The sequence below is a fragment of the Rhodococcus antarcticus genome, assembly GCF_026153295.1.
Classification (GTDB): Bacteria; Actinomycetota; Actinomycetes; order Mycobacteriales; family Mycobacteriaceae; genus Rhodococcus_D; species Rhodococcus_D antarcticus.
The window spans coordinates 1,985,272-1,999,472 of record NZ_CP110615.1; the positions used below are offsets into that span (position 1 = coordinate 1,985,272).

The 14,201-nt window shown below is 74.3% G+C and carries 16 protein-coding genes; 2 read left to right on the top strand and 14 right to left on the bottom strand.

From position 1 onward, the window contains the following. Nucleotides 1–193: 193 nt before the first annotated feature. From lgt to RHODO2019_RS09550, 8 genes are read right to left on the bottom strand one after another with little or no spacing between them, the layout of a single operon-like run. The gene (gene lgt, locus RHODO2019_RS09515) at nucleotides 194–1,249 is read right to left on the bottom strand and encodes a prolipoprotein diacylglyceryl transferase (protein ID WP_265381579.1); all 1,056 of its coding nucleotides are present in this window, start codon (nucleotides 1,247–1,249) and stop codon (nucleotides 194–196) included. Continuing rightward, nucleotides 1,246–2,028: a tryptophan synthase subunit alpha gene (trpA, locus tag RHODO2019_RS09520; RefSeq protein ID WP_265384708.1), complete on the bottom strand. Its 783-nt coding sequence runs from the start codon at nucleotides 2,026–2,028 to the stop codon at nucleotides 1,246–1,248. Before trpA ends, lgt begins: the two co-directional genes overlap by 4 nt. A gap of 14 nt (nucleotides 2,029–2,042) precedes the next feature. Further along, nucleotides 2,043–3,395, bottom strand: coding sequence for a tryptophan synthase subunit beta (gene trpB, locus RHODO2019_RS09525; protein WP_265381580.1), 1,353 nt, complete (start codon nucleotides 3,393–3,395; stop codon nucleotides 2,043–2,045). Nucleotides 3,396–3,447: 52 nt separating this feature from the next. Beyond that, nucleotides 3,448–4,260, bottom strand: a complete 813-nt coding sequence (gene trpC / locus RHODO2019_RS09530) for an indole-3-glycerol phosphate synthase TrpC (RefSeq protein WP_265381581.1) — start codon at nucleotides 4,258–4,260, stop codon at nucleotides 3,448–3,450. After that, on the bottom strand, nucleotides 4,257–4,979 hold the full coding sequence (locus tag RHODO2019_RS09535; protein WP_265381582.1) for a TIGR02234 family membrane protein: 723 nt from the start codon (nucleotides 4,977–4,979) through the stop codon (nucleotides 4,257–4,259). The genes trpC and RHODO2019_RS09535 overlap by 4 nt, the downstream gene beginning before the upstream one ends. After that, nucleotides 4,972–6,576 (bottom strand): anthranilate synthase component I, encoded by a 1,605-nt coding sequence (locus RHODO2019_RS09540; RefSeq protein ID WP_265381583.1) that lies wholly within the window; start codon nucleotides 6,574–6,576, stop codon nucleotides 4,972–4,974. The genes RHODO2019_RS09535 and RHODO2019_RS09540 overlap by 8 nt, the downstream gene beginning before the upstream one ends. 49 nt (nucleotides 6,577–6,625) lie before the next feature. After that, nucleotides 6,626–7,450 carry a DUF1295 domain-containing protein gene (locus RHODO2019_RS09545; RefSeq protein ID WP_265381584.1) on the bottom strand — a complete coding sequence of 275 codons (825 nt, stop codon included), beginning with the start codon at nucleotides 7,448–7,450 and terminating at the stop codon, nucleotides 6,626–6,628. A gap of 28 nt (nucleotides 7,451–7,478) precedes the next feature. Next, complete coding sequence (locus RHODO2019_RS09550) at nucleotides 7,479–8,768, bottom strand: SAM-dependent methyltransferase (RefSeq protein WP_265381585.1); 1,290 nt, start codon at nucleotides 8,766–8,768, stop codon at nucleotides 7,479–7,481. 136 nt (nucleotides 8,769–8,904) lie between these two features. Here RHODO2019_RS09550 and RHODO2019_RS09555 point away from each other — a divergent pair, with 136 nt between their 5' ends. Beyond that, complete coding sequence (locus RHODO2019_RS09555) at nucleotides 8,905–9,369, top strand: peroxiredoxin (RefSeq protein ID WP_265381586.1); 465 nt, start codon at nucleotides 8,905–8,907, stop codon at nucleotides 9,367–9,369. A gap of 29 nt (nucleotides 9,370–9,398) precedes the next feature. On the opposite strand, the gene hisI is transcribed toward RHODO2019_RS09555, so the two are convergent. From hisI to hisH, 6 genes are read right to left on the bottom strand one after another with little or no spacing between them, the layout of a single operon-like run. Beyond that, entirely contained in the window at nucleotides 9,399–9,749 is a 351-nt protein-coding gene (gene hisI, locus RHODO2019_RS09560; RefSeq protein ID WP_265381587.1) for a phosphoribosyl-AMP cyclohydrolase, read from the bottom strand. Then, complete coding sequence (gene hisF, locus RHODO2019_RS09565) at nucleotides 9,746–10,519, bottom strand: imidazole glycerol phosphate synthase subunit HisF (protein ID WP_265381588.1); 774 nt, start codon at nucleotides 10,517–10,519, stop codon at nucleotides 9,746–9,748. The genes hisI and hisF overlap by 4 nt, the downstream gene beginning before the upstream one ends. Continuing rightward, nucleotides 10,516–11,328: an inositol monophosphatase family protein gene (locus RHODO2019_RS09570; protein ID WP_265381589.1), complete on the bottom strand. Its 813-nt coding sequence runs from the start codon at nucleotides 11,326–11,328 to the stop codon at nucleotides 10,516–10,518. Before RHODO2019_RS09570 ends, hisF begins: the two co-directional genes overlap by 4 nt. Then, on the bottom strand, nucleotides 11,325–12,059 hold the full coding sequence (priA, locus tag RHODO2019_RS09575; protein ID WP_265381590.1) for a bifunctional 1-(5-phosphoribosyl)-5-((5-phosphoribosylamino)methylideneamino)imidazole-4-carboxamide isomerase/phosphoribosylanthranilate isomerase PriA: 735 nt from the start codon (nucleotides 12,057–12,059) through the stop codon (nucleotides 11,325–11,327). The genes RHODO2019_RS09570 and priA overlap by 4 nt, the downstream gene beginning before the upstream one ends. 11 nt (nucleotides 12,060–12,070) lie before the next feature. After that, complete coding sequence (locus RHODO2019_RS09580) at nucleotides 12,071–12,304, bottom strand: hypothetical protein (RefSeq protein WP_265381591.1); 234 nt, start codon at nucleotides 12,302–12,304, stop codon at nucleotides 12,071–12,073. After that, complete coding sequence (hisH, locus tag RHODO2019_RS09585; RefSeq protein WP_265381592.1) at nucleotides 12,301–12,954, bottom strand: imidazole glycerol phosphate synthase subunit HisH; 654 nt, start codon at nucleotides 12,952–12,954, stop codon at nucleotides 12,301–12,303. The genes RHODO2019_RS09580 and hisH overlap by 4 nt, the downstream gene beginning before the upstream one ends. Before the next feature lie 54 nt (nucleotides 12,955–13,008). On the opposite strand from hisH, the gene RHODO2019_RS09590 reads away from it, so the two are divergent. Then, nucleotides 13,009–14,187 (top strand): PucR family transcriptional regulator, encoded by a 1,179-nt coding sequence (locus RHODO2019_RS09590; protein WP_265381593.1) that lies wholly within the window; start codon nucleotides 13,009–13,011, stop codon nucleotides 14,185–14,187. Nucleotides 14,188–14,201: the final 14 nt, after the last annotated feature.

The window sequence follows — 14,201 nt, forward strand, 5'->3', positions numbered from 1 at the left end:
GGCCGGGCCGACGTCAGGGATCGGTCGGGACGACGCTGGTCGCGGAAGTGGACGGGCTCTGCGCCCAGCGGAGGCGTGCGACGCTGCACGCGGTTCGTCACCTGATCCTAACAGCCGTCACCTCGGGCCTGCTCGGCGAGACCGCCCCCGCACGACCGCCGGTCGCCGGGGAGCGCGCGGGGTCCGGGGATCCTCAGGGGGTGCGGTCGGGCGGGCCGAGCGGGACGGCGGCGGGCTCGTCGTCCGCCGCCGTCTCGCGGCCCGCCGGACCGTCGTCGACCACCTCCGGGGCAACCGCACCGCCGGCCACGACAGCGCCGCCCACCGCGCCGTGGCCTGCCGCCGGCTCGGGCGCACCGACCGGTCCGCCCTCGGCCGCTGCCGGGCCCAGGCTGGCCGGGTCCTCCCGGCCCTTGGGCGCCAGCACGATGTAGGCGACGGCCGCGAGGAACACGATCACCGCGGTGAACACGTTGATCCGGATGCCGAGCACCATGGTCGCCGGGTCCGAGCGCAACAGCTCGACGCCGAGGCGCCCCACGCAGTAGCCGGCCACGTAGAGCGCGAACGCCCGCCCGTGACCCAGCCGGAAGCGCCGGTCGGCCCACACCACGACGGCGGCGACCACCAGGTCCCAGAGCAGCTCGTAGAGGAAGGTCGGCTGCACCACGGCCACCGCGGCCGCGCCGTCGGGGACGGTGCCGTTGAGCTCGTCGGGTCGGCCGAGGCCGTCCACCCGCGGGAAGATCTCCAGCCCCCACGGCAGGGTCGTCGCCCGGCCGTAGAGCTCCTGGTTGAAGTAGTTGCCGATGCGCCCGATGGCCTGGGCCACCACGATCGGGGCGCCGATGGCGTCGGCGAGCGCCGGGAGGGGGATCCCCTTGCGGCGGCACGCGATCCACGCACCCACACCCCCGAGCAGCACCGCACCCCAGATGCCGAGGCCACCGTCCCAGATGCGCAGTGCGTTGACGGGGTTCTTGCCGGGACCGAAGTACTTCTCGTTGTCGGTGGCGACGTGGTAGAGCCGTCCACCGACGAGGCCGAAGGGGACCGCCCAGATGGCGATGTCGGAGATGGTTCCGTGCGCGCCGCCGCGTGCGGCCCACCGCTTCTCACCCCACCAGACGGCCACGACGATGCCGATGATGATGAAGATGGCGTAGGCGCGCAACGGGAACGGGCCCAGCTGCCAGACCCCCTGGGGCGGGCTCGGGATGTAGGCCAGGACGGTGCTCGTGGTGCTCACGCCTCCACGGTAGCGGGGTGCCCCCCGCGCACGCCCTCGGCCAGCTCGCCGACGAGGTCACGGACGGCCTGCTCGCCCTCCGCGGCCGCGGTGACGATGGCCGAGCCCACGATCACCGCGTCCGCGAAGCCGGCCACCTCGGCCGCCTGGGCCCGAGAGCGCACCCCGAGCCCGACGCCCACCGGGATGGCGGAGTGCGTGCGCACCCGGGCGACCAGGGCGGGCGCGGCCGAGGACACCGCATCCCGCGCGCCGGTGACACCCATGGTGGACGCGGCGTAGAGGAACCCGCTGCTCGCGGCGGCGGTGCTGGCCACCCGCTCCTCCGTGGAGGAGGGCGCGAGCAGGAAGATCCGGTCGAGGTCGTGGTCCTGCGAGGCCGCGATCCAGGCCGCGGCCTCGTCGGGCACCAGGTCCGGGGTGATGATCCCGAGCCCGCCCGCCGAGGCCAGGTCGCGGGCGAAGGCGTCGACCCCGTAGCGACGGACCGGGTTGTAGTAGGTCATCACCACCGCCCGGCCCCCGGCCGCGGTGACCTGCTCCACCACGTCGATGACGTCGCGTAGCCGGACCCCGGCCCGCAGCGCGGTGTCGGCCGCCGCCTGGATGGTCGGACCGTCCATGACGGGATCGGAGTACGGCACGCCGACCTCGAGGAGGTCGCAGCCCGCCTCGACCATGGCCTTGAGGGTGCCGACCGAGCCGGCGACCGTGGGGTAGCCGGCGGGCAGGTAGCCCACCAGCGCGGCGCGGCCCTCGGCGCGGCAGCTGTCGAACATCGGCTGCAGGCGGCTCACAGCTGCTCGCCCGTGCCCGAGCCCGGCCCGTCCGCGCGGTTCGGCTCGGGGTGGTCCAGCGACGCGGGGTCCACGACCGGCTCACCGTGGTCGGCGAACCAGCGGGCCGCGGTGTCCACGTCCTTGTCACCGCGGCCGGAGAGGTTGACCAGGATGATCGCCCCGGGACCGAGCTCGCGGCCCAGCCGCACGGCACCGGAGATGGCGTGCGCGCTCTCGATGGCCGGGATGATGCCCTCGGTGCGGCACAGCAGCCGGAAGGCGTCCATCGCCTCGGTGTCGGTGACCGGGTGGTACTCGGCGCGCCCGAGGTCCTTGAGCAGCGCGTGCTCCGGGCCCACGCCCGGGTAGTCCAGCCCCGCGGAGATGGAGTGCGACTCGCTCGTCTGCCCGTCCTCGTCCTGCAGCAGGTAGCTCATGGCCCCGTGCAGCGAGCCCGGGCTGCCCGCGGTCAGGGTCGCGCCGTGCCGACCGGTCTCGACGCCGTCGCCCCCGGGCTCGTAGCCCACCAGCCGCACGTCCGGGTCGTCGAGGAAGGCGTGGAAGATGCCGATCGCGTTCGATCCCCCGCCGACGCAGGCGACCACCGCGTCGGGCAGCCGGCCGTGGCTGCTGAGCACCTGGGCCCGGGCCTCCATGCCGATGATCCGGTGGAAGTCGCGCACCATCAGCGGGAACGGGTGCGGTCCGGCCACGGTGCCGAGGCAGTAGTGGGTGTCGTCCACCCGCGTGACCCACTCGCGCAGGGCCTCGTTGATGGCGTCCTTGAGCGTCGCCGATCCGGAGCTCACGGCGATGACCTCGGCGCCCAGCAGTCGCATCCGGGCGACGTTCAGCGCCTGGCGCTCGGTGTCGACCCTGCCCATGTAGACCACGCACTCGAGGCCGAGCAGGGCGCACGCCGTGGCCGTGGCCACGCCGTGCTGCCCGGCCCCGGTCTCCGCGATGACCCGGGTCTTGCCCATCTTCTTGGCCAGGAGCACCTGGCCGAGGACGTTGTTGATCTTGTGCGAGCCGGTGTGGTTCAGGTCCTCGCGCTTGAGCAGGATCCGGGCCCCGCCCGCGTGCTCGGAGAGCCGGCGCGCCTCGAACACCGGCGACGGGCGCCCGGTGTAGTCGCGCTGCAGGTCGTCCAGCGTCTGCAGGAACTCCGGGTCGCTGCGCGCCTTCTCGTAGGCCGCGGCCAGCTCCTCCAGCGCCCCGATGAGGGCCTCGGGGACGAAGCGACCGCCGTAGTCGCCGAAGTGCCCGGTCGCGTCCGGGTCGTGGCTGCTGCGGTCGGTGAGCCCGTCGCTGGCCTTCGGCAGGCCCGCTCTCGCCGGGGTCACGGTCGGGGAGGTGGTCGTCACCCGACCATCATCCCCCACCGCCGCACCACCTACCCGGCCACCCGGGGACCGCTCAGCGTGCGGGCTTGGGGCAGGACGGGTGCGAACCGGCGGCCACCAGGTCGGACACGGCACTGCGCGGGTTCTTGGCGGTGACGAGGCCCTCACCGACGAGGACGGCGTCCGCCCCCGCACCGGCGTAGGCGAGCAGGTCGGCGGTGCCCCGCACCCCGGACGCGGCGATCTTGAGGACGTCGCTGGGCAGACCGGGAGCGATGCGGGCGAAGTTGTCCCGGTCCACCTCGAGGGTGTGCAGGTTGCGCGCGTTGACCCCGATGACCCGGGCACCGGCCTGCAGCGCGCGGTCGGCCTCGGCCTCGTTGTTCACCTCGACCAGCGCGGTCATCCCGAGGGACTCCACCCGGTCGAGCAGCGCGCTGAGGGTGTTCTGCTCCAGCGCGGCCACGATGAGCAGCACCACGTCCGCCCCGTGCGCCCGCGCCTCGTGCACCTGGTACGGGCCGACGATGAAGTCCTTGCGCAGCACGGGGACGTCCACCGCCGCGCGCACGGCGTCGAGATCGGCCAGCGAGCCGCCGAAGCGGCGCTCCTCGGTGAGCACGCTGATGATCCGCGCGCCGCCGTCGGCGTAGGAGCCGGCGAGGCTCGCCGGATCGCCGATGTCGGCCAGCGCGCCCTTGGCCGGGCTCTTCCGCTTGACCTCGGCGATGACGGCGATGCCGGGCTCGCGCAGGGCGGCCACGGCGTCCCGCGCCGGGGGTGCGGCGGCGGCGGCGGCCTTCACGGTCGCGAGGTCGGTGGCGCTCTCGCGCGCCGCGACGTCGCCTCGGACGCCGTCGAGAATGGACTCGAGGACACTCGTCACTGGGTACCGCCCCCCTCTCGCCCACCGGTGCTGGGGTCACCGGGAAGGGTAGACGGAGAGTGATGTGGGTCTCGACCCGCCCCAGGACCGGGCCCGGCGGTGGGGTCCTCGCCGGCGTCCAGGGCGTCCCAGATCCGCCGCTCGGTGAGCTCGCCGTCCGCCTCGCCCTCGTCCACCCCGCCCTCGGCCACCGCGCTCGCGCGCTCCCGCCGCACGGCGGGGGTCTGGTAGCGGTCGGACAGTCCCCGAGCCCGTCCGGGCGCCCGCAGCAGCAGTCCCCCGCTGAGCACCATGAGCAGCCCCCCCAGCCCGACCAGGAGGGCGCCGGGGGCCGAGGTCGAGGTGCTGACCTGGGCGCTCGCGCTGTCCAGCAGTGCCCGCGCCCGGTCGGGGGACGCACTGCCCGCGAGCAGCCGCACGGCCGGCACCACCGACGCCACGCCGACGAGGACCACGAGCGCTGCGACCACCCTGAGCACCCACCCCCGCACGGCGAGCACGGCGGCGACGGCGGCCAGTGCCACCAGGGCCAGCGGGACGAGCTCGGCGGCCCAGGTGGAGCCCTTGAGCCCCGTGGTCCGGGTGCCGCGCAGGTCGTCGACGGTGGTGGCGGAGACCCAGGTGAAGCGCGAGCCCGCCCAGATCAGCGCCGACGCGACCAGCAGGCCGACGACGACCTCCCGCGTCCCGGCTCGCCGCGGCCCCGTGCCCTCACCCACGGTGCACCCCGGCGGCCGGGCGCATGGTCTCCGTCCCGGCGGCGGCCGGGCGCATCGTGTCCGTCCCGGCGGCGGCCGGGCGCATGGTCTCCGCCGCAGCGACGGCGGCGAGCACGGCCATCGCCTTGTTGCGCGTCTCCAGGTCCTCGGCGGCCGGGTCCGAGTCGGCCACCACACCACCGCCGGCCTGCACGTAGGCGGTGCCGTCCTTGATCACGGCGGTGCGGATGGTGATCGCGGTGTCGGCGTCACCGGCGAAGTCCAGGTAGCCCAGGATCCCGCCGTACACCCCGCGCCGGGTGGGCTCGGCCGCCTCGATGAGCTCCAGCGCCCGGGGCTTGGGAGCGCCGGAGAGCGTGCCCGCCGGGAAGCACGCCGTCACGGCGTCCAGGGCGGTGCGCCCGGCCGCGAGACGGCCGACGACGGTGGACACCAGGTGCATGACGTGGCTGTAGCGCTCGACGTGGCGGTACTCGGTGACGTGCACCGAGCCGGGCTCGCAGACACGCCCCAGGTCGTTGCGGCCGAGGTCGACGAGCATGAGGTGCTCGGCGTTCTCCTTCTCGTCGGCGCACAGCTCCTTCTCCAGCAGCAGGTCGTCCTCCGCGGTGGCGCCGCGCCATCGGGTCCCCGCGATGGGGTGCGTGGTGGCGGTGCCGTCCACCACCGTGACCAGCGCCTCGGGGCTCGAGCCGACGATGTCGAACGCGGTGCCGCCCGCGCCGTCCGGCACCCGCATCAGGTACATGTACGGGCTGGGGTTGGAGGCGCGCAGCACCCGGTAGACGTCGAGCGGGTCCGCGGAGGTGTCCATCTCGAAGCGCTGGCTGAGCACCACCTGGAAGGCCTCGCCCGCCTCGATCTCGGCCACCAGGGCGCGCACGCCCGCCTCGTGCTCGGCGCTGCTGCGCGCACGGCGGTACTGCGGCTCGGGCCGGTCGAAGGTGGTGACCGTGGAGGCCGAGGGCGCGGCCAGCGCGAAGGCCATGGCGTCGAGGCGGGACACCGCGTCCGCGTGCGCCTGGTCCACCCGCTCGTCGGAGCCGTCCCAGTTCACGGCGTTGGCGATGAGGGTGATGGTGCCCTCGTGGTGGTCGACGGCGGCGAGGTCGGTGGCCAGCAGCATCACCATCTCGGGGACCTGCAGGTCGTCGGTGGCCGTGCTGGGCAGCCGCTCGAGCCGGCGCACCACGTCGTAGCCCAGGTAGCCCACCATGCCGCCGGTCAGCGGGGGCAGCCCGGGCAGGCGTTCCGAGCGCAGCAGCTCGCAGGTCTCCCGCAGCACCGCCAGGGGGTCACCGCCGCTGGGTGCACCCGTCGGGACGGTGCCCTGCCACACGGCCTCGCCGCCGACGACGGTGAGCGCTGCGGGGGCGCCGACGCCGATGAAGCTCCACCGCGACCAGCTGCGACCGTTCTCCGCCGACTCCAGCAGGAAGGTGCCGGGGCGGTCGCCGGCGAGCTTGCGGTACGCCGAGACCGGGGTCTCGGAGTCGGCCAGGACGCGGCGGGTGACGGGCACCACGCGGTGCTCCGCGGCGAGGGCGCGGAACTCCTCCAGCGAGGGCGTGGTCTGGCCGAGCGGGACACCGGGCATGGGCCACAGTCTCTCAGGCGCGGGTGCGGGTCCGCGCCGCAGCACGGCCTCAGGACGAGCGCGCGCCCCTCGAGCCCGGCGGCAGCGGGAGGAAGCCGCTGGTGCGCTCGACGTACTCCGCGTAGCCCTCGCGCGTGCTCAGGTGCTTCTCCATGAGCTCCTTGCCGGTGGTCTTGGTCAGCAGGCGGGTCATCAGCAGCAGCCCCACCACGGTCACCAGCACCCACGGGCTCGCGAGGCTGACCAGGAAGATGCCCCACCACACGCACACGTCGCCGAAGTAGTTGGGGTGCCGCGTGTAGCGCCACAGCCCGGAGTCCATCACCGTGCCCTTGTTCGCGGGGTCGGCCTTGAAGCGGGTGAGCTGGGCGTCGCCCACGGTCTCGAAGACGAAGCCGACCAGCCACAGCAGCACTCCGAGCCCGACGAGGGTGGCCACCAGCGCGCCGCCGCCCGTTGCCGACATGCCCACCTGCACGGGCAGGGACACCACCCACATGACGACGGCCTGGGTCAGGTACACCTTCCGGAAGGCGTGCAGGCGCGGGTCCCCGGTGGCCTCGGCCATGATCGCCTCGTAGCGCGGGTCCTCGCCGGCCCCGCGGCTGCGCGCGAAGATGTGCCCACCCAGGCGCAGGCCCCACGCCACCACCAGCACGAGCAGCACGGTGGGTCGTCCGCCGACACCGGCGTCCGTGCCGGCCGCGACGAGGTAGGCCACCAGCGCGACGACCGCGAACCCCGGCCCCCAGACGATGTCGACCACGGCCTGCTTGCCCGCGGCCAGCGCCCACCCGAAGGTCGCCAGGAACACGACGAGGATGGCGACGGCGGAGAGCAGCAGGGTCAGCAGCACGGTTCCCGGGGAGATCACCCGCTCATCCTCCCCGACCGGCGACCCGTCACCGGACGACGCCGACCGACCACTCGTCCCGGGTGCGCGGGATGCCGCTGACCCCCTCGACGTCGGGCTTCACGGCCAGGAACTGGTCCACGCCCATGCGGTTCTCCTCGAAGGCCAGTGCGCTGCCCACGATGTAGAGCCGCCACACCCGCGACTGGCCCACACCGATCATCGCGACCACCTCGTCGATGCGGGACTCGAAGGTGTCCAGCCACGCCCGGATGGTGTGCACGTAGTGCTCCCGCATCACGTGCACGTCGCGGATCTCGAAACCCGCCTTCTCGATGTTGTTGGCCGTGGTGCCCAGCGGGACCATCGTCATGTCCGGTGCGATGTAGCTCTCGATGAAGGCACCGCCGCCGGGGTTGTCCACCCGGGACATCTGCTGCAGCAGCAGCCGGCCCCTCGGCTTGAGCAGGCGGTACAGGGTGGCGGTGTAGACGTCGTAGTTCTCGGCCCCGACGTGCTCGCCCATCTCGATGGTGCTGATGGCGTCGTAGGGCCCGTCCGACACCTCGCGGTAGTCCTGCAGGCGCACGGTCACCTTGCCCTGCAGCCCGCGCTCGGCCACCCGCTTCTCGATGAAGTCGCGCTGCTCGCTGGAGATGGTGACACCGGTGGCGTGCACCCCGTAGTGCTCGGCGGCGTGCAGGATCATCGACCCCCAGCCGCACCCCACGTCGAGCAGGCGCTGGCCGGGCTGCAGGCCGAGCTTGCGGCACACCAGGTCCAGCTTGTCGGTCTGCGCGTCGTGCAGGGTGTAGCCGGCCGAGCCCGGAGCCTGCGTGTAGTAGGCGCACGAGTAGGCCATGTGCTCGTCCAGCAGCAGGTGGTAGAAGTCGTTGCTCAGGTCGTAGTGGTGGCTGATGGCGTCACGGTCGCGGGTCTTGCTGTGCAGCAGGCCCTTCAGCCTCGCCTCCTCCCCCGGCGCGGTCGGCCTCGGCCCCACCGCCCCCAGGCGCAGCAACAGCGACGCCGCGCGCAGCCGGGTGCGGACGCCGATCTCGGGCTTGGCCACGCCGAGCTCGCGGATGGCGCCCCAGAAGTGCTGCAGAGCAGTGGTCATGTCGCCCTCGATGTCCAGCTCACCGGCCACGTAGGCCTGGGAGAAGCCGAGCTCGTCGGGCTGCCACAGCAGCCGGCGCAGTGCCGTGCGGGAGCGGATGACCAGGACGGGCGCGCCGGTCGGACCGGACTCGCTGCCGTCCCAGCAGCGGATGCGGACGGGCAGCGCCGCACCCGTCACCTCGTTGAGCAGGGCGGTCAGCTTGGGGGCGGCTCCGGCCACGGGGGCACTCCTGACGGTCGTTCTGACGGGGCGGGGTGGAACGTGGTCGGACGGTGCCGACGGTGGTGTGATCGTTGCCGGGGACCTCTGCGGTTCGGCGGCACGATCATGACCCCGTGGAGCTACGCTCGCCGCCATGAAGCAGGGAGACACCGCGCCGGACTTCGAGCTGGCCGACGACAAGGGCACCACCACCACCCTGGGTGCGCACCTCGCGAAGGGTCCGGTGGTGCTCTTCTTCTACCCGATCGCCTCGTCCTCGGGGTGCACCACGGAGGCGTGCCACTTCCGCGACCTCGCCGCGGAGTTCGAGGCCGTGGGCGCCCAGCGCCTGGGCATCAGCCCCGACTCGGTAGCCGCGCAGGCCGCCTTCGTCCGAGGTGAGAACCTGGACTACCCCCTGCTGGCCGACGTGGGCGGCACCGTGGCCGAGCAGTTCGGCGTCAGGCGCAGCGGCCTGCTGGCCAAGATCGGACCGGTCAAGCGCAAGACCTTCGTGATCGGCGCCGACCGGGAGGTCCTGGCCGTGATCGGTGGCGAGCTGAAGTTCGAGAACCACGCCGACGAGGCGCTCACGGTGCTCAGGGGTGCCAGCGCCTGACCGCCGGCACTCGACCGGCCCGCCCGCGCTCAGTCCTGGGCGGGCAGCAGGACGTCGGCGTCGAAGCACGTCCGGTCGCCGGTGTGGCAGGCCGCGCCCACCTGGTCGACCACGAGCAGCAGGGTGTCCCCGTCGCAGTCCAGCCGCACCTCGTGCACGTGCTGGGTGTGCCCGGACGTCGCGCCCTTGACCCAGTACTCCTGCCGCGAGCGCGACCAGTAGGTGGCCCGGCGCGTGGTGAGCGTGCGGTGCAGCGCCTCGTCGTCCATCCACGCGACCATCAGCACCTCGCCCGTGCCGCGCTGCTGCGCGACGGCGCACACCAACCCGTCGGCGTTGCGCCGCAGGCGGTCCGCGACCGCGGGATCGAGCCCGCTCACCGGACCACCACCCCCGCGGCCCGCAGCGCGTCCTTGACGCCCGGGATGGTCAGCTCGCCGAAGTGGAACACCGTCGCCGCGAGCACGGCGTCCGCCCCGGCGGCCACCGCCGGCGGGAAGTGCTCCAGCGCACCGGCTCCCCCGCTCGCGATCACCGGGACGTCCACCGCCGCACGGACGGCCACGATCATCGCCAGGTCGAAGCCGGCCTTGGTGCCGTCGGCATCCATCGAGTTCAGCAGGATCTCCCCCACGCCGAGCTCCGCGCCACGCGTGGCCCACTCCACCGCGTCGATCCCGGTGCCGCGCTTGCCCCCGTGGGTGGTGACCTCCCAGCCCGACGGCGTCGGAGCGCTGCCGGCGGGCACGGTGCGGGCGTCCACGGAGAGCACGATGCACTGGGAGCCGAAGCGCCGGCTCAGCTCGGTGAGCAGCTCCGGCCTCGCGATCGCCGCGGTGTTCACGCTCGCCTTGTCCGCCCCCGCCCGCAGCAGCGCGTCGACGTCGGCCACGGCGCGGACGCCCCCGCCCACCGTCAGGGGGATGAACACCTGCTCGGCCGTGCGCCGCACCACGTCCAGCATGGTCGCCCGCTCCCCGGAGGACGCCGTGACGTCGAGGAACGTCAGCTCGTCGGCGCCCTGGGCGTCGTAGGCCGCAGCCAGCTCCACCGGGTCCCCGGCGTCGCGCAGGTCGGCGAAGCGCACGCCCTTCACCACCCGCCCGGCGTCCACGTCCAGGCAGGGGATCACCCGCACCGCGACACTCACGCCGGCACCGCCAGCGGGTCACCGAGAGCGAGCACCAGCTCCAGCATCTCCTCGTGCACCCCGGGGGCGGCGGCGAGCACCGACGGCGAGTCGATCCGCCAGTCCCGGCCCGCCAGGTCGGTGACCACACCCCCGGCCGCGCGCACGAGGCACACGCCGGCGGCGTTGTCCCAGGGGTGGTGGCCGAAGGTGACCGAGCCGCCGAGCACCCCGGCCGCGGTCCACGCCAGGTCGATCCCCGTCGCTCCGACCAGCCGGACCCGCTGGCACGCATCCGTCAGCTCGCCGAGGGCCCGCAGCCGGTACTCCCCGGGGTAGCGCCCGCCACCGCTGCGGGTCAGCGAGCCGACGCACGTGGTGGCCGAGCGGAGATCACCGCGGGCCAGCGGCGGAAGGGCCACCCCGTTGCGCAGCAGCGGGCCGCCGTCGAGCGCCGCGTACCGCTCGCCGAGCAGCGGCAGCCACGTCAGGCCCACCACCGGCACCCCGTCCTGCAGCAGCGCCAGCAGCATGCCGGCCAGCGGGAGCCCCGCCGAGTAGTTGGCGGTGCCGTCGATGGGGTCCAGCACCCACACCGGACCGACACCCACGTCGGGACCGCCGAACTCCTCCCCGTGCACCGCGATCCCCGTTCGGGCGGTCAGCTCGGCGGACAGGCGGCGCTCGAGCTCGAGGTCGACGGCGGTCGCGAAGTCGGCCGGGCCCTTCTCGACCGCGCTGGGTGCTCCGAGACCGGCGACGAACCGGCCGGTCACCGACTCCAGCAGGCCCGAGGCCTCCGCGAGCAGCCCGGGCAGGTCCAGGCTCACGCGCGCACCGCCGCCAGCGCCTCCGGCAGGGTGAACCGACCTGCGTACAGCGCCTTGCCGACGATGGAGCCCTCGACGCCCAGCGGCACCAGCGCGGCGATCGCCTCCAGGTCGGCCACCGTGGACACCCCGCCCGAGGCGATGACGGGGGCGTCGGTGGCCGAGCACACGTCGCGCAGCAGCTGCAGGTTGGGACCGCCCAGGGTGCCGTCCTTGCTCACGTCGGTCACGACGTAGCGGGAGCACCCGTCGCGGTCCAGGCGGGCGAGGGTCTCGAACAGCTCGCCGCCGTCGCTGACCCAGCCGCGGGCCTTGAGCCGGTGCACCCCGTCCACCACCTGCACGTCCAGGCCCACGGCCACCTTGTCGCCGAACCGGGCGATGGCGCTCGCGCACCAGGCCGGGTCCTCCAGCGCCGCGGTGCCCAGGTTCACCCGGGCGCAGCCGGTGGCCAGCGCGGCCTCCAGCGAGGCGTCGTCGCGGATGCCACCGGACAGCTCCACGGCGACGTCGAGCTCACCCACCACCGCGGCGAGCAGCTCGCGGTTGGAACCCCGACCGAAGGCGGCGTCCAGGTCGACCAGGTGCACCCACTGCGCCCCGTCGGACTGCCAGGCCAGGGCGGCGTCCCGCGGGGAGCCGTAGCGGGTCTCGGACCCGGCCTCCCCCTGGACCAGGCGCACGGCCTGTCCGTCGGCGACGTCGACAGCGGGCAGCAGGACGAGGCTCACGTCGCCGAACTCTAGTCGGGCGCCGGGCCGGGCTCGGACCGGCGCAGAACCCGGGTGGACCACCGCGCGGCCACCGCCATGGCGGCGATGCACCCCACCACCCCCGAACCGACGACGAGCAGGGCCCCTGTGGGTCCCGGCTGCAGGACCCCCAGCAGGACGGTCGTGAGCAGCAGCACAGCCGTCGCCGAGCCCAGCACGAGGAGGGCGTGCCGGGCGAGCGAGAGCTCCGGCCCGCCGCTCACAGGGAGCGGACCCAGTTCTCCAGCAGCGCCGCACCCGCGTCACCGGACTTCTCGGGGTGGAACTGGGTGGCGCACAGCGGCCCGTTCTCCACCGCGGCCACGAACCGGGAGCCGTGCGTCGCCCACGTCACCAGGGGCGGCCGCAGCGGGCCGTCGGCGTCGAGCTCCCAGCGCTGCACACCGTAGGAGTGCACGAAGTAGTAGCGGGTGTCGGTGTCCATCCCGGCGAACAGGGTGCTGCCGGCGGGCGGATCGACCGTGTTCCACCCCATGTGCGGCAGCACGTCGGCCTGCAGCCGCTCCACCACCCCCGGCCACTCCCCGCACCCCTCGGCGGCCTCGTCGTGGCCCTCGGACGGGCTGAGCTCCACGCCACGCTCGAACAACACCTGCATGCCCACGCACACCCCGAGCACCGGACGGCCGCCGGCCAGGCGCTGACCGATGACCCGGTCACCCTGGGCCGCGCGCAGCCCGGCCATGCAGGCGGCGAACGCTCCCACCCCGGGGACGAAGAGGCCGTCGGCGCGCAGCGCGGCGTGGGGATCGGCGGTGACCTCGACCTGCGCCCCCACCCGCTGCAGCGCCCGCTCGGCGGAGCGGATGTTGCCGGAGCCGTAGTCGAGCACCACGACGGACGGAGCAGCCATGGGTGGAACACTAGAGGCAGACCCGGACGCTGCCCGGGTCCGGCAGGAGGACAGGTGGATCCGGACGCGGTGCGGGCCGTCGCCGAGGGGGCGGCCGACGACGCGGGAGGGGTCGACCCCGGTCTGCTGGGGGACTTCCTGCCCATCGTCGTCGAGGCGGCGTCCTCGGGTCGGCGGCTGCGTCGTGGCGAGCTCACCGCGTGCGGCGAGCGCGGGTCGGCCGCAGCCCTGGCCGGGGTGCCGCTGCGCGCGTTGATCGACCTCTACCTCTCGGCGTGCTGGCGGCTGTGGGAGGTGCTCGACGTCGTGGCCGAGGGCGATGCCGTCCGGGTCCGGGCCGCGGGGCTCGCGGTGCTGCGGGCGGCCGACGACGCCGTGGCTGCGCTCGCCGAGGGCTTCCAGCTCGCCCGCAACGACCTCTCCCGCCAGCAGGAGTCCACCCGGCGCGAGCTGTTCGACACCCTGCTCGCCGGCGGGCCCGACGCTGCTGCGGTGACCGGTCGCGCCGCCGACCTCGGCCTGGACCTCACCAGTCCGCACGCGGTGCTCGTGGCCCGGCACGAGCGGACCTTCGACGACCCCTCCACCACCTCGGTACCGAGACGGCTCGAGCGCGCCCTGGCGGGGGGCCACGGGGACGCGAACCCTGTGGTGGCGGTGAAGAACGGCCTGCTGGTGTGCATCTTCGCCGCCCCCGACACCGCCGCCGTCGCGCTCGTCGGGCAGCGGCTGGCGCGCGTGCTGCTCCAGGCCCTGCCGGGCGGTGCGGCGGGGCGGACCTGGCAGGCGGCGGTGGGGCGCACCCTGGCCGGGGCCACCTCGGTGCGGGTGTCCTACGAGCAGGCCTGCAGCGCGCTCGACCTCGCGGAGCGCCTGCGGCTGGAGACGCCGGTGGTGGATGCCGCCGAGCTGGTCGTCTACCAGGTGCTGCTGCGCGACCGGGCCGCGGTCGACGAGCTCGTCACCACCGTGCTCGGCCCGCTGGCCACCGCCCGCGGCGGGGCCGGCCCCCTGCTGGAGACCCTCGACGCCTACTACGCCACGGGCGGGGTGTCCACGGCGACCGCGGCGCGCCTGCACCTCTCGGTGCGCGCGGTGACCTACCGGCTGCAGCGGGTGCGCGAGCTCCTGGGCGCCGATCCCACCGACCCGGCCCAGCGCTTCACGATGCACGCCGCGGTGCTCGCGGCGCGCCTGCTGCGCTGGCCGGACGTACCGCTGGAGCAGGCCTGACCGCTCGGCGTTGC